The organism is Janthinobacterium sp. 78, assembly GCF_003096775.1.
Taxonomy (GTDB): Bacteria; Pseudomonadota; Gammaproteobacteria; order Burkholderiales; family Burkholderiaceae_D; genus Janthinobacterium; species Janthinobacterium tructae.
Map to the genome: position 1 here is coordinate 4,060,235 of NZ_QENT01000001.1, position 23,298 is coordinate 4,083,532.

At 65.4% G+C, this 23,298-nt stretch carries 14 protein-coding genes; 8 read left to right on the top strand and 6 right to left on the bottom strand.

The window, feature by feature from the left end; all coding sequences use genetic code 11:
- Positions 1–67 precede the first annotated feature (67 nt).
- Positions 68–1,273: a hypothetical protein gene (locus C8C92_RS17840; RefSeq protein WP_116744809.1), complete on the top strand. Its 1,206-nt coding sequence runs from the start codon at positions 68–70 to the stop codon at positions 1,271–1,273.
- Entirely contained in the window at positions 1,266–2,195 is a 930-nt protein-coding gene (locus tag C8C92_RS17845) for an AAC(3) family N-acetyltransferase (RefSeq protein WP_165829475.1), read from the top strand. The genes C8C92_RS17840 and C8C92_RS17845 overlap by 8 nt, the downstream gene beginning before the upstream one ends.
- A gap of 55 nt (positions 2,196–2,250) precedes the next feature.
- On the opposite strand, the gene C8C92_RS17850 is transcribed toward C8C92_RS17845, so the two are convergent.
- Positions 2,251–4,518 carry an oligopeptide transporter, OPT family gene (locus tag C8C92_RS17850; RefSeq protein WP_243420268.1) on the bottom strand — a complete coding sequence of 756 codons (2,268 nt, stop codon included), beginning with the start codon at positions 4,516–4,518 and terminating at the stop codon, positions 2,251–2,253.
- A 292-nt stretch (positions 4,519–4,810) separates the two neighbouring features.
- Here C8C92_RS17850 and C8C92_RS17855 point away from each other — a divergent pair, with 292 nt between their 5' ends.
- Positions 4,811–7,045 (top strand): PBP1A family penicillin-binding protein, encoded by a 2,235-nt coding sequence (locus C8C92_RS17855; RefSeq protein ID WP_243420418.1) that lies wholly within the window; start codon positions 4,811–4,813, stop codon positions 7,043–7,045.
- Between the two features lie 115 nt (positions 7,046–7,160).
- On the opposite strand, the gene C8C92_RS17860 is transcribed toward C8C92_RS17855, so the two are convergent.
- Positions 7,161–7,856 (bottom strand): helix-turn-helix domain-containing protein, encoded by a 696-nt coding sequence (locus tag C8C92_RS17860; RefSeq protein ID WP_099763419.1) that lies wholly within the window; start codon positions 7,854–7,856, stop codon positions 7,161–7,163.
- A gap of 319 nt (positions 7,857–8,175) precedes the next feature.
- Between C8C92_RS17860 and C8C92_RS17865 the strand changes: the two genes are divergently transcribed.
- Together C8C92_RS17865 and C8C92_RS17870 are read left to right on the top strand one after the other, a co-directional pair.
- Positions 8,176–9,090: a triacylglycerol lipase gene (locus tag C8C92_RS17865; protein WP_099763418.1), complete on the top strand. Its 915-nt coding sequence runs from the start codon at positions 8,176–8,178 to the stop codon at positions 9,088–9,090.
- 10 nt (positions 9,091–9,100) lie between these two features.
- The gene (locus C8C92_RS17870) at positions 9,101–10,027 is read left to right on the top strand and encodes a lipase secretion chaperone (protein WP_116744813.1); all 927 of its coding nucleotides are present in this window, start codon (positions 9,101–9,103) and stop codon (positions 10,025–10,027) included.
- A gap of 3 nt (positions 10,028–10,030) precedes the next feature.
- On the opposite strand, the gene C8C92_RS17875 is transcribed toward C8C92_RS17870, so the two are convergent.
- From C8C92_RS17875 to C8C92_RS17890, 4 genes are all read right to left on the bottom strand, one after another.
- Complete coding sequence (locus C8C92_RS17875; RefSeq protein ID WP_116744814.1) at positions 10,031–12,808, bottom strand: winged helix-turn-helix domain-containing protein; 2,778 nt, start codon at positions 12,806–12,808, stop codon at positions 10,031–10,033.
- Positions 12,809–12,859: 51 nt separating this feature from the next.
- Positions 12,860–13,747, bottom strand: a complete 888-nt coding sequence (locus C8C92_RS17880) for an EAL domain-containing protein (RefSeq protein ID WP_165829476.1) — start codon at positions 13,745–13,747, stop codon at positions 12,860–12,862.
- Positions 13,747–15,345, bottom strand: coding sequence for a methyl-accepting chemotaxis protein (locus tag C8C92_RS27980; protein ID WP_116744816.1), 1,599 nt, complete (start codon positions 15,343–15,345; stop codon positions 13,747–13,749). The genes C8C92_RS17880 and C8C92_RS27980 overlap by 1 nt, the downstream gene beginning before the upstream one ends.
- 333 nt (positions 15,346–15,678) lie before the next feature.
- Positions 15,679–17,433 (bottom strand): methyl-accepting chemotaxis protein, encoded by a 1,755-nt coding sequence (locus tag C8C92_RS17890; RefSeq protein WP_116744817.1) that lies wholly within the window; start codon positions 17,431–17,433, stop codon positions 15,679–15,681.
- 339 nt (positions 17,434–17,772) lie between these two features.
- On the opposite strand from C8C92_RS17890, the gene C8C92_RS17895 reads away from it, so the two are divergent.
- The 3 genes from C8C92_RS17895 (at position 17,773) to serB (ending at position 23,268) form a co-directional block, all read left to right on the top strand.
- Positions 17,773–18,708: a 5'-nucleotidase gene (locus tag C8C92_RS17895; RefSeq protein WP_099763412.1), complete on the top strand. Its 936-nt coding sequence runs from the start codon at positions 17,773–17,775 to the stop codon at positions 18,706–18,708.
- Positions 18,709–18,926: 218 nt separating this feature from the next.
- Entirely contained in the window at positions 18,927–22,370 is a 3,444-nt protein-coding gene (gene mfd, locus C8C92_RS17900) for a transcription-repair coupling factor (RefSeq protein ID WP_116744818.1), read from the top strand.
- Positions 22,371–22,425: 55 nt separating this feature from the next.
- The gene (serB, locus tag C8C92_RS17905; protein WP_116746015.1) at positions 22,426–23,268 is read left to right on the top strand and encodes a phosphoserine phosphatase SerB; all 843 of its coding nucleotides are present in this window, start codon (positions 22,426–22,428) and stop codon (positions 23,266–23,268) included.
- The last annotated feature ends 30 nt before the right edge of the window (positions 23,269–23,298 follow it).

Genomic DNA, 23,298 nt, shown 5'->3' on the forward strand with positions numbered 1-23,298 from the left:
GGCAAGTCAATAGCCCGGCCCGCTGCCGGCGCTACAGTAGCCTGAGCCAACCACCAAATGGAATGCCATGCGCGCCTTGCTCGCGAAGATCAGGAACACTCTGGCGCCGCCAGCGAGCCTGCCGGCGGCGGCGCGCATGGAGCGGCTGTCGGACCGGCGCGGCCTGCCCGCCGTCGACCCTGGCCCACAGGCCGTCGTCAAGGCCTGCACCGCCTGGCTATGCGCGGCGCAGGACCATTCCAGCTCACACGACGGCGGCGTCGCGCGCGACTACAATTTGCTGACAGGCTGGTCGAGCTCCTACCCGGAGACCACCGGCTACATCATCCCCACCATGATCGCCGTGGCGCGGCGCACGGGCGATCATGGTGAAGCTGCTGCCCTGCACGAACGGGCGCGGCGCATGCTCGATTGGTGCGTGGCCATCCAGTTCCCGCAAGGCGGTTTCCAGGGCGGGAAGATCGATTCGCTGCCACGCGTGCCCGTTACCTTCAACACGGGCCAGATCCTGCTTGGCCTGGCCGCCGGCGTGGAGGCGTACGGCGCGGCCTACCAGGATGCCATGCAGCGCGCGGCAAGGTGGCTGCGCGACAGCCAGGATGCCGACGGCTGCTGGCGCCGGCATCCGACGCCGTTCGCCGGCCCCGGCGACAAGGCTTATGAGACGCACGTGGCATGGGGCCTGTTCGAAGCGGACCGCATCGCGCCGGGCCACGGCTATGGCGCGGCCGGCTTGCGCCAGGTCGAGTGGGCATTGAGCAAACAGCGCTCCAACGGCTGGTTCGCCGCCAACTGCCTCGACAACCCGCTGCTGCCTTTGACCCACACCATCGGCTACGCCTTGCGCGGCCTGCTTGAAGCGCACCGCTTTGCCGGGCGCGCCGACTTGCTGGACGCCGCCGTGCGTACCGCCACGGGCATCGCCAACGCCGTGGCGGCCGATGGCTACCTGGCGGGCCGCCTCGGCCCGGACTTCCAGCCTGGCGCCGATTACGCCTGCCTCACGGGTTCCGTACAAAATGCGCATTGTTTGTTCCTGTTGTACCGGCTCACCGGCGAGCGGCGCTACCTCGACGCGGGGCGCCGCCTGAACCGTTACGTGCGGCGCTCGATCAGCATCGACGGTCCCGCGCACGCACGCGGCGGCGTCAAGGGCTCGTTTCCCGTCGATGGCGACTACGGCACCTGGGCTTACCTGAACTGGGCCGCCAAGTTCTGCATCGATGCGAACCTGCTGGAACTGGAACTGGCACGGGAGGCCGGCGATGCTTGAGCGGGCCAAGGACGCCGCCAGGGCCGCGCTGGAAACGTGGCGCCGCACCGGCAGCGCCAGGCACATGCACCACAGCGCCCGCCACGTGACACGCGCCGGATTGGCCGCCGGCCTGGCGCGGCTGGGCATCGCGCAGGGAGACACGCTGTTCATCCATTCTTCGCTGAAAAACCTGGGCTACGTGGAAGGCGGCGCGCAAGCGGTGATCAGAGCCCTGCAGGACGCCGTCGGCCCGCAAGGCACCCTGCTGCTGCCCACCTACTATCTGCCCGGCGGCACCGTGCGCGCCACCTGTGAAATGAAAGACTATGTGTTCGACCCGCGCCGCCACGGCACGCACATGGGGCGCCTGCCCGAAGCGTTTCTGGCAAGCGGCAATATCCACCGCAGCATCCACCCGACGCACTCCGTCTCCGCGTGGGGCCGCCATGCCGCCGGTCTCACCGAGGCACACCACCGCGCGCCGTCGATCTTCGGCATGGGCTCACCGTGGCAGCGTTTCATCGGCTGCGACCACGCCAAGGTGCTGGGTCTGGGCATTTCCATGGGGCCGGTGACGTTCTATCACGCGCTGGAAGACGCCATGGGCGACGCCTTTCCCGTGCCCGTGTGGGAAGACGCTATAAAGCTGCTGGCCTGCCTGGACCACGCCGGCCGGCGCTGGGAGGTGCCCGTGCGCCCTTTCGACCAAGCTGTCGCACAGCGCCGCATCGACCATCCGGGCCGCGGCGATCTGCGCGAGTATTTTGCGCGCGAATTCGATGCCGCCGGCCTGCGCGTGAACGGCCAGGTCGGCGATGCAGCATCGTGGGCCATTCCGGCGCAGACCTTCTTCGAGCACCTGCGCCAGCTGGCGTCCGAGCACGTGACGATCTACGCCAGCGCGGCGCAGCTGGCGGCGCGGCCCATCGGGCGCGCATAAAAAAACCGCCCGGATCGTCATGACACGGGCGGTTCTCCTTCGATTGCCTCAAGCATCAAGCCTGCGGACGGTCCGCCTTTTTCTCTCTTGCGACGATGTACAGCAGCACGATGATGGCCGCATATGGCAGCAGCGACAGCGCATCCGAATGCAAGCCCGCGTAGAACGGGTTGCCGTGCTCGGCCCAGTCGGCCATCATCTGGTCGAAGTGCGTCAGCACGCCGGCCGTAATGGCGATGATGATGCCGGCCAGCGCACCGCCGGCGATGTAACCGGACGCCAGCAGCACGCCCGAACTGCGGTCGCCCGCCAGTTGGCGTTCTTCCTCGTTCAGGTTCGCGTTGTGTTCCAGCTTGTTATTGCGGCGGTCCGCCAGCCAGCGCACCAGGCCGCCGACGAAGATCGGCAAGGTCGACGACAGCGGCAGGTACACGCCGACCGAAAACGCCAGCGACGGGATGCCGGCCATTTCCAGCACCACGGCGATCATCACGCCGAACAGCACCAGGGTCCACGGCAGCTGCTGGTCGAGGATGCCCTTGATGATGTAGGACATCAGCACGGCCTTCGGCGCATCGTATTTCTTCACTTCCGAGCCGTCGGGACGCTTGCTGTAATGGCCATTGATGCCCGGATCGACCAGGTAAGCCAGCTGGCCATCGTCCTTGACAAAATACTTGCCGGCCGGGCCGCCCACGGTATCGGTCTTTTGCCAGACTTTATACGTGTTGTGGTCCGTATCGGCTTGCGGGCCATGCAGCTCGCCCGTCACCGTCAGCTTCGACGCGTCGACCGTCAGGCCCGGCGCCACTTGCGCGGCCGGCACGTAGACGGTGCTCGCCTCGTTCAGCTTCAGCAAAATCGGCCCGAGGATCAGGGCCGACGACAGCGCGCCCGCCAGAATCGCATACTGCTGCAGGCGCGGCGTGGCGCCCACCAGGTAGCCGGTTTTCAAATCCTGCGACGTGGTGCCCGCATTGCTGGCGGCGATGCACACGATGGCGCCCACCGACAAGGCGGTCACATAGTAACGCCCGCCCGTCCAGCCCATGATCAGGAAGATCAGGCAAGTAAACAGCAAGGTGGCCACGGCCATGCCGGAGATCGGGTTCGACGAGGAGCCGATTTCGCCCGTCAGGCGCGACGACACGGTGGCGAACAGGAAGCCGAAGACGAGGATCAGCAGCGCGCCGAGGAAATTCATGTGCAGCGGCGTGGCGAAGGTGATCACGGCGATGATGGCCAGGCAGCCGATGATGACCCATTTCAGGGGGATATCCTGATCCGTGCGCAGGGTGGAGGTGTTCTTGACGCCCTTGCCGATGCCTTTCAGGCCGGCCGACAGGCTGCGCCAGATCATGGGCATGGCGCGCACCAGCGAAATCAGGCCGCCGGCGGCTACGGCGCCCGCGCCAATGTACAGCACATAGGCGCTGCGCACGTCGTCGGCGCCCATTTCGCTGATCAACTTGGTACCCGGCGAGAGCACGGTGGTCAGGCTGTCGCCGAAGAACTTGATCATCGGGATCAGCAGCAGATACGACAGCACGCCGCCGGCCGCCATGGTGGCGGCGATGCGCGGGCCGATGATGTAGCCCACGCCCAGCAATTCAGGCGAAATCTCGGCGCCGATGGAGCCACCCTTCAGCGGCGCGGCAAATTCCACGCCCGGCGTGTCTCTCCAGCCCTTGAAGGAGATATTGAACACTTTATACAGCAAGCCGACGGCGAAACCGCCGAAGATGATCTTCGCGCGGCGCTTGGCGTCCAGCGCGGCGGCCGAGTCTTTCTCGATGCTTTCGCCGGCGGCGATGCGCGATTCTTCCGTGGCGGCCGCCTTCAGCACTTCGGCGCAAGCCGTGCCTTCGGGGAATTTGAGTTCCTTGTGCTGGTCGACGATCATGGTGCGGCGCATGGGGATCATCATCAGGATGCCCAGCAGGCCACCGAGGATACCGACCAGCATGACCCTGGAGATTTCCAGGTCGAAGCCGAGGATCAAAATGGCGGGCATGGTCACACCCAGGCCGAAGGCCAGCGACTCGCCGGCCGAACCCGCCGTTTGCGTGATGCTGTTTTCCAGGATCGACGAATCCTTGCCGCCCACCTTCTTGGCCAGGCCGAACAGGGTGATGGCGATCACGGCGACGGGAATCGAGGCACTGACGGTCAGCCCCACTTTCAGCACCAGGTACAGCGAGGAGGCGCCAAAGACCATCCCCAGGATGACGCCCATGAACAGCGCGCGGAAGGTCATCTCGGGCAGCTTCGCATCGGCCGGAATATACGGCTTCACGGCGCTCGGCATTGCATCTTTTGCCATAAATAAATCCTTAATTGTATAAAATAAACAGCCCGGATCGAGATCCGGGCTATTTGCTTGAAGCCGAGACTATCGCACAGCCGCGTTTCGATGAAAAGGTTTTTTGAGGCAGGCCCCGCCGCCCCGCCCGCACGGGAAGCGCTGGCGCATTGGTCTATAATCGCTGCCACCGTGCCCTGCACGCTACCGTGAGACTGCCTTGACTGCCAAACGAACCGGATTCCCCTGGCCTTCCCGCCGCGCCACCGTGCGCGCCATCATCATCGCTGGCTGCGCCGCGCTGGCCGCCGCCATGCTGCTGGCCGCGTACCTGTTCCTGTATGTGCGCCCCCGCCTGCCCGAACTGGACGTCATCACCGACTACCAGCCGAAGATCCCGCTGCGCGTGTACACGGCCGACAATGTGCTGATCGGCGAATTCGGCGAAGAACACCGCGACTTCGTGCCGATTGCGCAAGTGCCGGAAATGATGAAAAAGGCCCTGCTGGCCATCGAGGATGGCCGCTTCTACGAACACCACGGCATCGACTTCGTGCGCGCCGGCGGCGCCGTGCTGTCAAACCTGCGCCACGGCTTCGGCCACGGCGGCGGCTCCACCATCACCATGCAGGTGGCGCGCAACTTCTTCCTGACGCGCGAAAAAGTCGCTTCGCGCAAGCTCAATGAAATCATGCTGGCCCTGAAAATCGAGGCGGCCCTGTCGAAAGAGCAGATTCTCGAGCTGTACATGAACCAGATGTACCTGGGCCAGCGCTCGTTCGGCTTCGGCAGCGCGGCGCAGACCTACTTCGGCAAACCATTGTCGGAACTGTCGATCGCGGAAATGGCCATGCTGGCCGGCTTGCCGCAAAACCCCTCGCGCCACAACCCGATCAGCAATCCGAAAAAGGCGCACGCGCGCCAGCAGCTGGTCTTGAAACGCATGCGCGAACTCGATTACATCAGCGAAGGCCAGTACCGGCAGGCGCTGGCGCAGCCGTTGCATTTCAACACCCGCGGCAAGCAGGGTTTCGATACGCACGCCGAATACGTGGCCGAACTGGCGCGCCAGGCCGTGTTTGCGCAGTTCAAGGAAGACAGCTATACCAAGGGCATCAGCGTCTACACGACGATCCTGAAAGCCGACCAGGACGCGGCCTACGCCTCGACGCGCAGCAACGTCATCGCCTACGACCAGCGTCACGGCTACCGCGGCCCGGAAACCTTCATCGACATGCCGCAAGACCCGGAGCAGCGCGACGACGCCATCGATGCTGCACTGCAAAAACGCCCGGACAGCGACGGCCTGATCGCCGCCGTCGTCACGCAAGTCGCCAGCGGCAAGGTGCTGGCCGACATCGGCGATGGCGACGCCAAGGCCATCACGGGTGACGGCTTGCGCTTTGCCGCCCCTGCCCTGTCCGCCAAGGCGAGCGCCGGCATCAAACTGCGCCCGGGCGCCGTGATTCGCATCGCCAAAGATGCCAAGGGCAACTGGGCCATCACGCAAGTGCCGCTGGTGGCCGCCGCCTTCGTCTCGCTCGATGCGGAAACGGGCGCCTACCACGCCATGGTGGGCGGCTTCGACTACAACCTGCAAAAATTCAACCACGTCACGCAAGCCTGGCGCCAGCCCGGTTCGGCCATGAAGCCCTTCGTGTATTCGGCGGCGCTGGAAAAAGGCTTTTCGCCAGCCACCCTGATCAACGACGTACCCCTGGAAATGCAGGCGGGCGGCAAGGTGTGGGCGCCGCAGAATGACGACTTCAAGTTCGACGGCCCCATCACCATGCGCTACGCGCTGGCGCAGTCGAAGAACGTGGCCTCGGTGCGCATCTTGCGTGCGCTGGGCGTGTCCTATACGCACGACTTCCTGGAAAAATTCGGTTTCGACCCGGCCCGCCAGCCCAGCAATCTCACCATGGCGCTGGGCACGGGTTCCGTCACGCCCGTGCAGATGGCGGGCGCCTACGCCCTGTTCGCCAATGGCGGCCACCAGGTGGAACCGTATTTGATCGACCGCATCGTCGACGCCAGGGGCACGGTGCTGATGCAGACCAAGCCGCCCGCGCCGAACGACGACAAGACCCTGGCGCTGGATCCGCGCAACGCCTTCGTGATGGACAGCATGCTGCGCGAAGTGGCCCGCACCGGCACGGGCGCGGCGGCGACGAAAAAACTGGGGCGCAGCGATATCGCCGGCAAGACGGGCACCACCAGCGATGCCGTCGACGGCTGGTTCGCCGGCTACGGCGGCGGCATCGTGGCGGTGGCGTGGATGGGCTATGACGAGCCCAAGTCCTTGGGCGGGCGCGAATTTGGTTCCACCCTGGCCATGCCGATCTGGATCGACTACATGCGCACCGCCTTGTCGACGCGCCCGCAAGTGACGCGCGCCGTGCCGGCAGGCCTGAGCCAGGTCGATGGCGAGTGGCTGTACGACGAATTCATCGACATGAACGGGATCAAGACCCTGGATATGGACGTGGAGACGCCGACGGATCCGGCGGCCGTGCCGGAGACGCTGCCCATCGAAACCACGAACTGACGCAGGTATCTTGTCGGATTACGCTTCGCTAATCCGACCTACCTACTACTGCATCAATCACCAATCGTAGGTCGGGTTAGCCGGGACGGCGTAACCCGACAAGTACCGCCGAGGTTTACACAGCGGTCATGCTCAAATACCCGCGCACCGTAGCGACGACGCTATCGGCGAAATCGTCAACATTGACCTTCGCCGCGCGGTACTTCCAGCGCTTCACGTACCAGTCCTGGAACAGGGCCAGGCAGTGCGCGGCCAGCAAGGTGGGATCGCCCTGCGGCTTCGGCTCGATTTCGGCGATGGTGGCGGCGATCAGGGTCTGCACATACAGTTCCGAATTCTTCGCCATGCTGCGCTGCTCCACCTGCAGCACGCGTGAATCCATGAAGACGAAATAAAACCACGGCTGCAGCACCTCGGACAGGTAGATCGACGAGCGTATCATCGCCTCCAGCCGGTCCAGCGGCGACTTCACGTCGGCAAACAGCAGCGGCAAGGCTTGCGTGGCGTGGCGCACCACGTCCTCGATCATTTCGGCCAGTTGGTCCTTGCTGGTGATGTAGCCATACAGGCCGCCCATCGACAGCCCCGTTTCGCGGCACAGGTCGCGCAAGCTCATGGCGCGGAAGCCCACGTCATTGGCCAGGCGGAAGGTGGCGACGAAGATGCGTTCCAGATTTTCCAGCGCCGGCTTGCGGCGTTTGACGCCGATGCGCTCCGCGTGGCGGTCAAGAATATATTCCCAGATGTTTTCGCCATTTAAAGGCGTCATCTGCTGAAACTGTTCAAAATTGAAATGGGTCGACAAGTGCATTCCCAAGTAACGGTGTATGAGCAATGTAAGACAGCGCCTGAGCGGCGCTGCAAGACGGCGGGACGGCTGATGCCGGGCCGATTATAGCTCAGGAAAACAACTATTTGACCTTTCAACTATGCAATGGGCGCAGACGCAACGCCAAATTCCCACAGTTATTGCGCTGCATCATGCAATTCACAGCAATTTAAATCCAGCGGTGCTACATTCAAAAAACCGAGCGCTCGCTATATTTAATGCATCGATAGAATGTGCAGCGGCGCACGGCACATCGCTACAGCATCGACATTTCCATACTATTTCAAATAACGGAGACAAAATGAAGACACGCTTTTGGCAACTGCTATCCACCCTGCTGCTGTCCCTCGCCATCCTGCCCGGCAGCGCCAGCGCCGCCGGCTACACGCAAACCAAGTACCCGATCGTGCTGGTGCACGGCCTGTTCGGCTTCGACAAGCTCGGCCCCGTCGAGTATTTCTATGGCGTACCCGCCGCCCTGCGCAGCGGCGGCGCGCAAGTGTACGTGACCACCGTGTCGGCCGCCAACAGCACCGAAGTGCGCGGCGAGCAGCTGCTGTCACAGGTGCGGCAAATCCTCGCCGCCACGGGCGCGGCCAAGGTCAATTTGATCGGTCACAGCCACGGCGGCCCCACGGCCCGCTATGTCGCTTCCGTGCGGCCCGACCTGGTGGCGTCCGTCACCAGCGTGGCCGGCGTCAACAAGGGTTCGAAAGTAGCCGACATCCTCAGCGGCGCCATTCCCAATACCAGCGGTGCGCTGGGCAATGCGCTCGCCTCCCTGATCGGCATTTTGTCGGGCAACAAGGGACTGCCGCAAAACGCGGGTGCCTCGCTCACCTCCCTGTCCACGGCCGGCTCGCTGGCCTTCAATAGCCGCCATCCGCAAGGCGTGCCCACCTCGGCCTGCGGCGAAGGCGCCTATCAGGTGCAAGGCGTGCATTACTTTTCGTGGAGCGGCGCGCAACCGTACACGAATGTGCTCGACGTGGGCGACCCGCTGCTGGCCGCCATCAGCCTGGCCTTCGGCGGCGTCAAGAACGATGGCCTGGTCAGCAGCTGCTCCAGCCACCTGGGCAAGGTGATCCGCGACGACTACGCCATGAACCACCTCGATGAAGTCAACCAGTTCGTCGGCATCGTCAACCTGTTCGAGACGAGCCCCGTCACCGTCTTCCGCCAGCAGGCCAACCGCCTGCAAGGCCTGGGACTGTAAGGAGGCGACGATGCGCACGAACGCGAAATGGATCATCGGCGCCAGCCTGGCGGCCCTGGCCCTGTACCTGGTGCTGCGGCCAGGCGAACCGCCCGCCCCGCCGCCGGAAAAACCGGAGCCGGACCTGTTCGCGTTCGTGCGCTCGATGCAAGGCACGCGGCCCGACGGCAACGTGACGGTGGCCGCCGGCGACAAGCTGGTGGTCGACGCGGAACTGGGCCACCTGTTCGATTACTACCTGGCGGGCCTGGGCGAAAAGCCGCTGGCCGCCATCCGCAGCCAGATCGAGGCGGAACTCGACAAGCGCCTGGCGCCCGTCCCCGCCCGCGAAGCGAAGCGCCTGCTGGGCGCGTACCTGGCCTACAAGCAGGCGCTGGCCGGCGCGGAACAAGCCTTGCCGGCGCAAGCCGATGCGGCCCTGGCGGCGCGCGCGCGCCTGCAAGCGATGCGCGCCTTGCGCGGCAATTATTTTACGCCCGAGGAAAGCGCGGGCCTGTTCGGCGCCAGCGACGCGTATGACGACGACGCCGTGACACGCATGGCGATACTCGGCGACGCCACGCTGGACGAGGCGCAGCGCCAGGCGCAACTGGCCGCACTGGACCAGAAGCTGTCGCCGGCCCAGCGCGATGCGCGCGATGCACCGGCCAGGGTGGCGCAGCTGGACGCCTCCGTCCAAGCCTTGCGGGCCCAGGGCGGCGGCGAGAATGAAGTCTACCGCCTGCGCGCCAACACCTTCACACCAGCGGCGGCAGCACGCCTGGCGGAACTGGACCGCGAGGAATCGCAGTGGCAGCAGCGCATCATCGCGTATCAAGCGCAGAAGGCGCAGCAGGCGGGCCTGCCCGGCGGCGCACAGGATGCGGCAGCCCTGCAACAGCTGCGCGACGCCAGTTTCACGCCGGAGGAACAGCGCCGGCTGGGCGCCTACGAATAGCGTTCAAGCCAACTGCGCCAGCAAAGCTGCTGCCGCCATCACATCCGTCGTGTCGTGCCCCTGCGCGTAGCTGGCATGCACAGGGGCCAGCAAGGCATGCGCGGCGGCGCCGTGGCCTTGCGCCTGCAGCACGGCCGCCAGGCTGGTGGCGCAGCGCAGCTCCCAGCCCGGCGCCTGCTGGCCCCTGGCCAGCAGCAGCGCCTCTTCCAGCTGCGCGCGCACCGCTTCCAGGCCGGCCGCATCGCCTGGTGCCAGCGCCCGCCAGCGGTGATGCGCGTCGCGGCGCAGCACTTCCGGCGCGCTCCACGGCGCCTGGCCCGTGCGTGCGCGCCGCAGCGCATGGCTATCGGCGGCGGCGTCGTGCAAGGTAGCCATCAAATCGATCTGTATCGGCCAGCTGCGCACCGAAGGCCAGGGGAACTGCGTCAGCGCCTCGCCCGCATCGAGCAGGCGCTGGTAGGCGGCGCCCCAGGCGCTCCAGTACAGCAGGCCATAACGGGCCGCATGCTCGCACAGCAGGCAAGTCCAGGCATGCGCCAGCCCCCGCTGCCCGCACCACAGGGCGACGGGAATGGCATTGATGGCCAGCGCCACGCACAGCGTGACGCCATTGTGTTCGAAGCCCACCGTCACCGCCTCGCGCGCCAGCGCCAGCGCGTCGTCGGGACGGCCCTGCATCCACAGGCAGCGCGCCAGCGTGCCGCGCAGGCAAACCTGGTGGTCGGCCAGCAAGGCATTGTTGAAACCAAGTTGTCCGGCGCCCTCGGGGTGTGCCAGCACCATGCGCGCCAGTGCCGCCGACTGCGCATACCGCCCGCGCAGATACGCGCCCGCCGAGCGCATGCGCGCCAGTACCAGCCGCATCGCCGTGTCATCACGCGCTGCGCACAGGACGGCCAGCTGCTCCACGTAATTGTCGGCGCCCTGGAAATCGGCCATCTTCAGGCTGCAGACCCACATGCCGCAAATCGCTTCAGCGCGGCGGCTGGCGTCGTCCGTGCGCATGGCCAGCACATAGCCGCGCTGGAACGAACGCAGCATGGTACCCGTGACGCCCTGCGTATGCAGCAGCAGGTGCGCCAGCGAGGCGTGCAGCTGCATCTCGCTGTCGGGGTCCTCCAGCGCATGCCTGTCCATGCATGCGAGCGCCCGCTCGACGCGCACGCGGTACTCATCCATCAACGACAGCTGATAGAACAGGGTTTGCGCGCCCAGGGTCAGGGCCACGCCCAGCGCCACGTCGCCGTCCTCGCCGAAAGCCCAGTCGATGGCGGCGCGCAGGTCATCGACATGGCGGCCGTAGCGCGCGCTCCAGTGCGCCGGCGCCATGCGTTCCCAGTCGGCGGCGATGTGTCCCGCCAGGCCCAGGCAATGGCGCGCATGGCGCAGCAGCACGGCGCCGGCGCCCCCGCTCGCCAACAGCTGCGCGCTGGCGTAGGCGCGCGTGGTGTCGAGCAGCCGGTAATACACGTGCTGGCGGCAAAACTCGATGCTGACCAAGGACTTGGCCGCCAGGTCGGCCAGCGTATCGAACACGTCGCAGCCCGCCACGGCGCCGGCCGACGCCAGGCGGAAACGGCTCTTGAACACGCTCAGCGCCTGCAGCACCTGGCGTTCTTGCGCATCGAGCAAGCCGTAGCTCCAGTCGAGGGTGGCGCGCAGGGTCTGGTGGCGCAAGGGCATGTTGCGCGCGCCGCGCGTGAGCAGGCGAAAGCGGTCATCGAGCTGGCGGCGCAACTCGTGCAAGCCGAAATGGCCGATGCGCCCGGCCGCCAGCTCCAGCGCCAGCGGGATGCCATCGAGGCGCCGGCAGATATCCACCACCACGGGCACGTCGGCGTCGGCCAGCACGAAAGCCTCGTCGACGGCCGCGCAGCGTTCGCAAAACAGCTGCACCGCGGCGAAGTGCCGCGCCGCCGCCGCATCGGGCACGGCATCTTCCGGCGGCAATTCCAGCGCGGGCAGGCGCAGCAGCTGCTCGCTGGTGATGCGCAGCGGCTCGCGGCTGGTGGCCAGCACATGCAGCAGTGGTGCGCCCTTGAGCAAGGCATCGGCCAGCGTGGCGGCAGCGCCGATCACGTGCTCGCAGTTATCGAGCACGATCAGCATGTGGCGCGGGCGCAGGTAGGCCAGCAGGACCGGCATGGCATCGCCGGCCGGCACCGCCACGCCCAGCGCCGTGGCCAGCGCCAGCGGCACCAGGCTGCCCTCGTCCAGCGGCGCCAGGTCGACGAAACACACGCCGTCGGCATAACGGCGCAGCACGCGCGTGGCCAGGACGACGGCAAGGGTGGTCTTGCCGATGCCGCCCGGACCGGCAATGCACAGCAGGCGCAATTGCAGCAGCTGGTTGGCCATCGTTTGCAGCACCTCGGCGCGGCCCAGCATGCGCGTCAGCATGACGGGCAGGTTATGCCGCGGCTCCACGCCCGCCATCCCGGGCGCCGGCCGGCCCGTGTGTGCCAGCGGCGCCAGGAAGCCGTAGCCGCGCCCGGGAATGGTGGTGATGTAGCGCTGGCCATCGCGGCCATCGCCGAGCGCCTTGCGCAGCGCCGCCAGGTGCACGCGCAAGGTCGCGTCATCGACCACGGCGTGGGGCCAGACGATGGTCACCAGTTCATGCTTGTCGACGATGTCGCCGGCACGCTCCAGCAGGGCCAGCAGCAAGTCCATCGCCCTGCTGCCCAGACGCAGCGCGCGGTCGCCCTCGAACAGCACGCGCTCCAGCGGCAAAAGGCGAAACGGGCCGAAGACATAGGCCGGGACGGGACTGTTTATCATTCTTGCGTGGGGGAGTAGGTGTTAAAGCACGCGGCTTGCAGAGGACCTATTTTACTGAGCATCCGCGCCATGCCGCATGGCGCCTTGTTGCGGCGTTGTTACACGGCCGGCCGGCGCGCCAGCGGACAGCAGCGCGGCTACCTCGGCCGCAGGCGCCGGCCGGTGCAGGTAGAAGCCCTGGACCTGGGGGCAGCCCAGGCGCCGCAGCTGCGCCAGCTGTTCGCCGTTTTCCACGCCCTCGGCCAGCACCTGCAAGCCCAGGCCGCGCGCCATGGCAAGCGTCGAGGCGACGATGACCGCGTCGCTGCCACTGCTGCCCAGGTCGGCGATGAAGGAGCGGTCGATCTTGATGGTGTGAATCGGCAGCATCCTGACATGACTCAATCCCGCATGACCGGTGCCATAATCGTCGAGCGAAATGGCCAGGCCCAGCGCGCGCAGGCGGCGCAAGCCCTGCGTCGCTTGCGCCATGTCGTCGATGCAGCAGCTTTCCGTCACTTCCAGCTCCAGCAGGCCGGCAGGAATGGCGTGGCGCTGCAGGCAGCGCTGCACGAAGTCAGGCAAGTGCGCCTGGCACAGCTGGCGCGCCGAGACATTCACGGCGACAGGCACCAGGGGCAAGCCCGCCGCGCGCCACTGCGCCAGCTGGCGGCAGGCGGCGTCGATGCCCCAGTTGCCCAGCGCGACGATGGCGTCAGTCTGCTCGGCCAGGCCGATGAAGGCGTTCGGGTAGATCAGGCCATGGCGCGGATGGTCCCAGCGCAGCAGCGCTTCCAGGCCAACCAGGCGCAGTTGCGCCGTATCGAACTTGCCCTGGTAGTGGAAGCAGAATTCGCCGTCGACGATGGCGCTGTCCAGGCGCGCCTGCAGCTCGCGCGCCTGGCGCCGCGCCCGCCACAGCGCGACGCAGCCGAGCCAGAACCTTGCCAGGCGCGCCACTAGGCCAGCAGGCGCGGCACGGCCGGCGCGCGGCCGCGCGGCAAGGTGCGCGCCGGCCCCCGCTGCAAGTGAAAGACGCTGACCACCTGCAGCAGCTTCGCCGCCTCGCCTTCCAGCGATTGCGACGCGGCCGCCGCTTCCTCCACCAGGGCGGCGTTCTGCTGCGTCACTTCATCCATCTGCAGCACCGCCTGGCTGACCTGGCCGATGCCCGTGCTTTGTTCGGCACTGGCGGCCGTGATGTCGGCCACCATCTGGCTCACGCGCCCCACGGCCGCCACCACGTCCTGCATGGTGGCGCCGGCCTGCGCGACGAGGGCTGCGCCCGCGTCGACCTGCAGGGTGGAATTGGCAATCAGGGCGCGGATATCGCGCGCCGCCGCCGCGCTGCGCTGCGCCAGGTTGCGCACTTCCGTCGCCACAACGGCAAAGCCGCGCCCCTGCTCGCCCGCGCGCGCCGCTTCCACGGCCGCGTTCAGGGCCAGGATATTCGTCTGGAAGGCCAGCATGTCGATCACGCCGATGATGTCGGCAATCTGCGCCGAGGAAGCGCTGATGGCGTCCATGGTGTGAATGACCTGCCCCACGGCTTGCCCGCCGGCGGCGGCGATGTTCGCCGCCTCGATGGCCAGCACGCTGGCATGGCGCGCATTGTCCGCGTTCTGCTGCACGGTGGAGCTCAGTTCCTCCATCGCCGACGCGGTCTGTTCGAGCGAGCTGGCCTGCTCCTCGGTGCGCGACGACAGGTCGATATTGCCGGCCGCGATCTGCGACGACGCCGTGGCGATGGTGTCCGTGCCGCTGCGCACCTGCTGCACGATGTCGAGCAGGTTGCCGTTCATGATGCACAGCGCATCGAGCAGCTTGCCCGTTTCATCGCCGCCATGGCGGCCGAAGGTCGATGTCAGGTCGCCGGCGGCCACGGTCTGCGCCACGCTCAAGGCATAGTGCAGCGGCGTGACGATGCTGCGCGTGACCAGCCAGGCCGTGACGAGCGAGAAGAGCACGGCCAGCGCGCTCAGCGCCAGCAGCATATCGCGCGCCGTGGCGTATTCCGCGTCCACCTGGGCACCGGCCTGTTCCATCAGCTCATGCTGGTGCGTGATGAGGTTTTCCAGCGCCGCCATGTAGCGCAGCTGCTCGCCGCGCACCGTGCCGAGCAGCAAATTCGTCGCTGCGTCGCGCTCCCCTTCTTGCAGCAGGGCCAGCACCTTGTCGCGCCCGCCGTTGAAGGCAGCGCGCGCCTGTATCACGGCCGCCATCAGCTGGCGGCCCTGCGGCGACAGCACCACCTTGTCCAGCTGCGCCAGGTCCTTTTCCGTCTCGGCGCCCGCGCGGGCGATGCTGGCGCGTTCCTGCGCCAGCTGCTGCGGCTCGCTCATCAAGAGCAGGTTGCGCGAGGAGCGCGCGATGATGTTGACATTCTTGATGATGTCGTTGGCCAGCACGGTTTTCGGATATTTGTCATCGATCACGTCGCGCATGCGCAGTTCCAGGTTCGACAGACGCAGCATGCCCAGCGCGGCAGTCGCCAGCAGCAGCAAGGTCAACAACGCAAAGGCGCAGCGCAGACGCGTGCCGATTTTCATATTTGCCATCTATTCGCATCCTTCAGTGTGGTGCATCGGTCATCGCGCCGGACTCGCCTGCAAGGCTGACGGCAATGGCTGCCGCCTGCCACGTATGGCCGGACGCAACAGGCGAAGGGGTCAGCCGGGATGTGGCCGAGGCAGGAACAAGGGGTGGTACGGCTGGCAGTGTGAGTTATCTCACAAGCAATGTCGCGTTAAGTTTTGAAAAGATTTGCTTAGATGGCAAAACAGCTATTCTCATAACGATATTTTTTTAGCAAGTGGCGGCCGCCGTGCGCGCAGGTAAAAACGGCCGCGCAAGGCGGCCGTCCGGTAGCGCAGGCTGACGCCGTCACGCCATCAGAACACTTCCCACTCGTCGTCGCGCGGCGCGCTCTGGCGCGACGATGGTACGGCGTGCAGGGCCGGGCGGCCTGCGGTGGGACGCGGCGGCGCCGGACGCTTCGGCGCGGCGCTGGCCATCACGCGGCGCGGTGCGGCCGCTTTGGCCTGCACGGCCGGTGCCAGTGCGCCATCGAGCTTGAAGACGCTGACCACCCCGGCCAACTGGCCCGATTGCTCCTGCAGCGATTCGGCCGCGGCGGCCGCCTCTTCCACCAGGGCCGCGTTTTGCTGCGTCACCTGGTCCATCTGGCCGATGGCCTGGTTGATCTGGTCGATACCCGAGCTTTGCTCCTGCGTCGCCAGGCTGATTTCCGCCATGATGTCCGTCACGCGCTGCACGCTGGCGACGATTTCGGCCATCGTGTTGCCCGCCTCGGCCACCAGCTTGCTGCCCGCGTCGACCGCCACCACGGAGTCGCCGATCAGGGTCTTGATTTCCTTGGCCGCCGCCGCCGAGCGTTGCGCCAGGTTGCGTACCTCGCTGGCCACCACGGCGAAACCGCGCCCTTGCTCGCCCGCGCGCGCCGCTTCCACGGCCGCATTCAGGGCCAGGATATTCGTCTGGAAGGCGATGCCGTCGATGACGGAAATGATGTCGACGATCTTGCGCGACGAATCGTTGATGGCGTCCATGGTCTCGACCACCTTGCCCACCACGGCACCGCCCTTGACGGCAACGCCGGAAGCGCTCAGCGCCAGCTGGTTGGCCTGCTGGGCGTTGTCGGCGTTCTGCCGCACGGTGGCCGTCAGCTCCTCCATCGACGATGCCGTCTCTTCCAGCGAACTGGCCTGCTCTTCCGTGCGCGAGGACAGGTCCAGGTTGCCGCTGGCAATTTCCGACGACGCCGTGGCGATCGTTTCCGTGCCGCTGCGCACCTGACCGACGATGTTGACCAGGCTGGAATTCATGTCTTTCAACGCTTGCAGCAGCTGGCCCGTCTCTTCCGTCGTGTGCACCTCGATGTGGCTGGTCAAGTCACCCGAAGCCACCGTTTGCGCCACTTTCACGGCCGCATTGATCGGCTGCGTGATGGCGCGCGTGATGTAGGCGGCGCAGCCCATGCCCAGCGCGGAGGCCAGCAAGCCGAGGATCAGCATCAGGCTTTCCGAGCGAATCACGGCCGCTCTGCCATCCTTGACGCTGGCGTCGGCCACGCCGTTATTGAGCTTGATGATCTCGTTGAGCGTGGCCTCGGCCTTGCCGAACAGGCTGCGCGAAGCCTGGTATTGCTGGTAGAACGCCACGAACAGCTCTTTCTGCCGCGGCTCGTCGCGGTTGTCGGCCAGCTGGCGCAGGATGGCGCGCACCTTGTCGTCGTCCGCCTTCCAGGCAGTCCACTCGCCCTGGAAGCGCTGCCACAGCACGGCTTCCTCGGGCGTTTGCGGCAGCGGCTCGTACAGCTTGCGGCCCGCCTCGATATTGCTCCAGGCCTTGGTGCGCAGCTGCAGCGCTTCCGCGAACTTGTCTTGTGCCTGGTAATTGTTTTCATAGATGGCGGCCGTCAGGGTGGCGGCGGCGACGGCCGTCTGGCCCTCGCTCATCATCATCAGCCCCTGGATCGACGGCAGGCGCACCACGCCGACCTCATCGACGGCGCGGCCCACGGTGGCGATGCCCGTGTAACCGCAGACGCCCACCACCAGCAGTGCCGCCATCATCACGGCGACAAGGGTCGCCAACTTCCATTTGATCAGTAAATTCTTAAACATGGCTAGGTCCTTTATTAGTCAAAACTGCTGCTGGCAAGGCTGAGGCTGGCATGTTCAGGTAGAACGGCTGACATTTGTATAAAAGGTGGCGGGGGTGGGGCGTACGCTTCGTTACAATTGGCGAGAATTCATAATTGCAAGCATAGAGGAAAAATATCTTTCTGGCTGCTACATACTTGATACAGAACAAGATTTATTTCTTTACTGTGGCGCGTGTTGCACAGCGGACAAAAAAATGGCCTGGCGCCCTGCTTTGGTGCAAAAAATCGCCGCGCGCCACTATTGGCTGCGCAGTTGATAGTCGTATAAGATGAGCAACAAGCAAACAACGGGCAGACCATGGCATATCCTATCGAACACAAACTGGTGATCGGGGTCGCTTCCAGCGCCCTGTTCGACCTGGCCGAATCGCACCAGGTCTACCTCGACAACGGCCCCGAGGAATACCGCAAGTACCAGGAAACGCATATCGACACGGTCTTGCCGCGCGGCGTGGCCTTTCCTTTCATCCGCCGCTTCCTGAACATCAACAAACACTATCCGCGCCAGTCGCCCGTGGAAGTGGTGCTGTTTTCGCGCAATTCGCCGGAAACGGGTTTGCGCGTGATGCACTCGATCGCCCACTACGGCCTGGATATTTCGCGCGCCGCCTTCATGACGGGCAAGTCGCCCTACCCCTACCTGCCGGCCTTCAACGCCTCGCTGTTCCTCAGCGCGAATGAAGGCGACGTGCGCAGCGCGCTGGCCTGCAACTATCCGGCCGGCCTGGTGCTGCCGTCGCGCACGGAAGACGACGAGAACGACGAAGAACTGCGCGTGGCCTTCGATTTCGACGGCGTGATCGCCGACGACGAAGCGGAAACCGTCTTCAAGCGCAACAACGACGTCGATGAATTCCACGCCCATGAAACCCTGAACGTGGGCACGCCGCACCGTCCCGGCCCGCTGGCCGACCTGTTCCAGAAGCTGGCCACCATGCAGCGCCTGGAAGAAAAGGCGCAGCGGCGCGACCCCGGCTACAAGAAGATCTTGCGCATTGCCATCATCACGGCGCGCAATGCGCCCTCGCACGAGCGCGTCGTGACGACCCTGAAAAGCTGGGGCGTGGCGGCCGACGAGACGTTTTTCCTCGGTGGCATGGACAAGTCGCGCGTGCTGGCCGTGTTCAAGCCGCATATCTTCTTCGACGACCAGCTGAGCCATTTGAAGTCAGCCGGCGGCACGATACCGATGGTGCATGTTCCTTTCGGTATCGCGAATGTCCGCGCAGGATAAAACCTGCTGCGCGTCGCGCTTTGCGGCCTGCGATGCTCACCGTACTAGCGTACGGCTGCGCTTCTTGACCACAAATCACTGCCGCTCGCGACGGTTTTCTCAAGCGCGGCGATGAGGGCGATGGTCTATAATCGTGCCTGCTGGCGCCTTCATGAAGGGCGCCGCACGCAATACAGCCTTTCCTGTCAACTGCCTCTGTCACCAGTGTCATCGCCTGCATGTCCTTAGACTTAACAAAAGCCCTTCCCAAGCCCGGCAACCGCTACGCGCTGCCCGCCCTGTATGGTTCATCCGACGCCTATGCCCTGGCGCTGGCCGCTTTGGCCTTGAAAGCGCGGGGCCAGATGCTGGCCGTGGTGGTGGCGCAGGCCAGCGACGGCCAGCGCCTGCTCGATGAAATCCCGTGGTTTGGCGGCAAGGAACTGCGCTGCCATCTGCTGCCGGACTGGGAAACCCTGCCCTACGACGCCTTTTCGCCGCACCAGGACCTGGTCTCCGAGCGCCTGGCCACCTTGCATGAAATCCAGACGCGCCAGTGCGACGTGCTGATCGTGCCGGCCACCACGGCGCTGGTGCGCCTGGCGCCGCCGTCGTTCCTCGCCGCCTACACCTTCTTCTTCAAGAAGGGCGAAAAGCTCGACGAAGCGCGCTTGAAGTCGCAGCTGACCCTGGCCGGCTACAGCCATGTCTCGCAAGTGATGTCGCCCGGCGAATACTCGGTGCGCGGCGGCCTGCTCGACCTGTTCCCCATGGGTTCGGCCCTGCCCTACCGCCTGGACCTGTTCGGCGACACCATCGAGACCATCCGCACGTTTGACGCCGATACCCAGCGCTCGCTGTATCCGGTGCACGAAGTGCGGCTGCTGCCGGGCCGCGAATTTCCCATGGACGAAGCGGCGCGCACCACCTTCCGCAACCGCTGGCGCGAACAGTTCGAGGGCGACCCGTCGCGCTCGGTCGTCTACAAGGACATCAGCAGCGGCATCGCCTCGGCCGGTATCGAATACTATCTGCCCCTGTTCTTCGAGCAGACGGCCACCCTGTTCGACTACCTGCCGCCCGACGCCTCGCTGGCCCTGGTGGGCGAGATCGACGCTGCCATCGGGCGCTTCTGGACCGATACCCAGTCGCGCTACCGCTTTTTGAAGGCCGACCGCGAGCGGCCGATTCTGCCGCCCGAATCGCTGTTCCTGTCCGACGAGCAGTTCTTCGGCCTGGCCAAGCCGTATGCGCGCCTGGCGATTGCGAAATCGAACGACGCGCTGGCCTCCGAACTGTCGGCGCCCGTGCCGAACATCGCCGTCAACCGCCGTGCCGACGATCCGCTGGCCAACCTGCGCAGCTATCTGCTGCAATCGGGCCGCCGCGTGATGATCTGCGCCGAATCGAACGGCCGCCGCGAAACCTTGCAGCAGTACTTCACCGAATACGATCTGCACCTGACGCCGGTGGAAGGCAGCGACGGTTTTCTGCAGTCCGACGCCAAGCTGATGCTGGGCGTGGCGCCGCTGCATGCGGGCTTCGAGCTGTTCACGCCGGACGGCAATCTGGCCTTCATCACCGAGACCGAGCTGTATGCCGGTTCCGGCCGCAGGGTCGGCAGCAAGAAGCAGGAAGGCGTGACGCAGGTCGAATCGATGGTGCGCGACCTGTCCGAGCTGAAAATCGGCGATCCCGTGGTGCACATCAACCACGGTATCGGGCGCTACATGGGCCTGACCAGCATGGACCTGGGCGAAGGCGAGACGGAATTTTTGCACCTCGAATACGCCAAGGACACCAAGCTGTACGTGCCGGTGTCGCAGCTGCATGTGATCTCGCGCTACTCGGGCGCGTCGCCGGAAGACGCGCCGCTGCACTCGCTCGGCTCGGGCCAGTGGGAAAAGGCGAAAAAACGCGCGGCCGAACAGGTGCGCGACACGGCCGCCGAGCTGCTCAACCTGTATGCGCGCCGCGCGCTGCGCCAGGGCCACTCGTTCGAATTCTCGTCGCACGACTACCAGCGCTTCGCCGACAGCTTCGGCTTCGACGAGACGCCGGACCAGGCCGAGGCCATCCGCAACGTCATCAAGGACATGACCTCGGGCAAACCGATGGACCGCCTCGTGTGCGGCGACGTCGGCTTCGGCAAGACGGAAGTGGCGCTGCGCGCGGCGTTTATTGCCGTGATGGGCGGCAAGCAGGTAGCGATACTGGCGCCCACCACCCTGCTGGCCGAGCAGCATGCGCAAACCTTCGCCGACCGCTTCGCCGACTGGCCCGTGCGCATCGCGGAATTGTCGCGCTTCCGCAGCGGCAAGGAGATCACGCAGGCGTTCAAGGGCATGGCCGACGGCACCATCGACATCGTCATCGGCACGCATAAACTGCTGTCGGACGACGTGAAATTCACGCGTCTGGGCCTGGTCATCATCGACGAGGAACACAGGTTCGGCGTGCGCCAGAAGGAAGCGCTGAAAGCCTTGCGCGCGGAAGTGGACGTGCTGACCCTGACGGCCACGCCGATCCCGCGCACCCTGGGCATGGCGCTGGAAGGCTTGCGCGACTTTTCCATCATCGCCACGGCGCCGCAAAAGCGCCTGGCCATCAAGACGTTCGTGCGCAGCGAAGGCGAAGCGATCATCCGCGAAGCCTGTCTGCGCGAACTCAAACGCGGTGGCCAGATCTACTTCCTGCACAACGAGGTGGAAACCATCCAGAACCGCCTGGCCATGCTGACGGAACTGCTGCCCGAGGCGCGCATCGCCGTGGCGCACGGCCAGATGCATGAGCGCGACCTGGAAAAGGTCATGCGCGACTTCGTCGCCCAGCGTTTCAATATTTTGCTGTGCACGACCATCATCGAAACGGGTATCGACGTGCCGACGGCGAACACCATCATCATGCACCGCGCCGACAAGTTCGGCCTGGCGCAGCTGCACCAGCTGCGCGGCCGCGTGGGCCGTTCGCATCACCAGGCCTACGCCTATCTGCTGGTGCACGACGTGCAGGGCCTGACAAAACTGGCGCAACGCCGCCTGGACGCCATCCAGCAGATGGAAGAACTGGGCAGCGGCTTTTACCTGGCCATGCACGACCTGGAAATCCGCGGCGCCGGCGAGGTGCTGGGCGAGAGCCAGTCGGGCGAGATGACGGAAATCGGCTTCCAGCTGTATTCGGACATGCTGCACGAAGCCGTGCGCTCGCTGAAGGCCGGCAAGGAGCCGGACCTGGCAGCGCCGCTGGCCTCGACGACGGAAATCAACCTGCACGTGCCGGCCCTGCTGCCAGCCGATTTTTGCGGCGACGTGCACGAGCGCCTGTCGATCTACAAGCGCCTGGCCAACTGCGCCACGCCAGAGAAGATCGACGATATCCAGGAAGAGCTGATCGACCGCTTCGGCAAGTTGCCCGGCCCCGTGAAAGCGCTGATCGAGACGCACCGCCTGCGCATCGCGGCGAAAACCGTGGGCATCGTCAAGATCGACGTGCATGGCGAAGCGGCCACCCTGCAATTCATGGCCAAGCCCCCCATCGACCCGATGCGCATCATCGAGCTGATCCAGAAGAACCGCCATATCAAACTGCATGGCCAGGACAAGCTGAAAATCACGGCCGCCATGCCGGACCTGGCCGCGCGCGTGACGCAGATCAAGACCACCATCAAGCAATTGACGGTGTAGACCATTTCGACCATTTATGCAGGATAGCCCCATGACCAACACGACTTCCATCACCATGAACCTGATCCTGCAGGGCCTGGACGGCGATAGCGCCCGCCTCGAGCGCATCGCCGCGCTGGCCGCGCCCACGTCCGTCACGCGCCTGGGGCCGAACGCCGTGCGCTGCGAGCAGATCGCCTATTCGCCCGCGCTGCGCCCCACCATCGAAGTGGCGGCACAGGCGGCGCAGCTGGACGCCACCTACATGATGGGCCAGCGCGAACTGAGTGAATTCAAGCTCGTGGCGATGGACATGGATTCGACCCTGATCACCATCGAGTGCATCGATGAAATCGCCGACATGCAGGGTCTCAAGCCGCAAGTGGCGGCCATCACGGAAGCGGCCATGCGCGGCGAGCTCGATTTCGCGGCCAGCCTGAAGCAGCGCGTGGCCCTGCTCGAAGGCCTCGATGCATCGGCCCTGCAGCGCGTCTACGACGAGCGTTTAAAACTATCGCCGGGCGCCGAAACCATGCTGGCGTCCGTGCAAAAGGCCGGCTTGAAAACCCTGCTGGTGTCCGGTGGCTTTACCTTCTTCACCGAGCGCCTGAAGCAACGCCTGGGCCTCGACTACACGCACGCAAATGAACTGGAAATCGTCGACGGCAAGCTGACGGGCCGGGTTTTGGGCGGCATCGTCGACGCCGAGGAAAAGCAGCGCACGGTGGAAAGAGTATGCGCGGAGCTGGGCATTACGCCGTCGCAAGCCATCGTCATGGGCGACGGCGCCAACGACTTGAAAATGATGGGCATCGCCGGCCTGTCCGTGGCCTTCCGCGCCAAGCCCGTGGTGCGCTCGCAAGCCGATGTGGCGCTGAACTTCGTGGGTCTCGATGGCTTGCTCAACGTATTGACCTGAGTTGGCGCCTGGCGGCGCGCGCACGATGGC

Bases quoted from the DNA above. Each gene is read 5' to 3' on its own strand.
- C8C92_RS17865 (WP_099763418.1), top strand. From the start codon at position 8,176: ATGAAGACACGCTTTTGGCAACTGCTATCCACCCTGCTGCTGTCCCTC.
- C8C92_RS17850 (WP_243420268.1), bottom strand. From the start codon at position 4,518: ATGGCAAAAGATGCAATGCCGAGCGCCGTGAAGCCGTATATTCCGGCC.
- C8C92_RS17845 (WP_165829475.1), top strand. From the start codon at position 1,266: ATGCTTGAGCGGGCCAAGGACGCCGCCAGGGCCGCGCTGGAAACGTGG.
- C8C92_RS17860 (WP_099763419.1), bottom strand. From the start codon at position 7,856: ATGCACTTGTCGACCCATTTCAATTTTGAACAGTTTCAGCAGATGACG.
- serB (WP_116746015.1), top strand. From the start codon at position 22,426: ATGAACCTGATCCTGCAGGGCCTGGACGGCGATAGCGCCCGCCTCGAG.
- C8C92_RS17875 (WP_116744814.1), bottom strand. From the start codon at position 12,808: ATGATAAACAGTCCCGTCCCGGCCTATGTCTTCGGCCCGTTTCGCCTT.
- C8C92_RS17855 (WP_243420418.1), top strand. From the start codon at position 4,811: ATGCTGCTGGCCGCGTACCTGTTCCTGTATGTGCGCCCCCGCCTGCCC.
- C8C92_RS17890 (WP_116744817.1), bottom strand. From the start codon at position 17,433: ATGTTTAAGAATTTACTGATCAAATGGAAGTTGGCGACCCTTGTCGCC.
- C8C92_RS17895 (WP_099763412.1), top strand. From the start codon at position 17,773: ATGGCATATCCTATCGAACACAAACTGGTGATCGGGGTCGCTTCCAGC.
- mfd (WP_116744818.1), top strand. From the start codon at position 18,927: ATGTCCTTAGACTTAACAAAAGCCCTTCCCAAGCCCGGCAACCGCTAC.
- C8C92_RS27980 (WP_116744816.1), bottom strand. From the start codon at position 15,345: ATGGCAAATATGAAAATCGGCACGCGTCTGCGCTGCGCCTTTGCGTTG.
- C8C92_RS17840 (WP_116744809.1), top strand. From the start codon at position 68: ATGCGCGCCTTGCTCGCGAAGATCAGGAACACTCTGGCGCCGCCAGCG.
- C8C92_RS17870 (WP_116744813.1), top strand. From the start codon at position 9,101: ATGCGCACGAACGCGAAATGGATCATCGGCGCCAGCCTGGCGGCCCTG.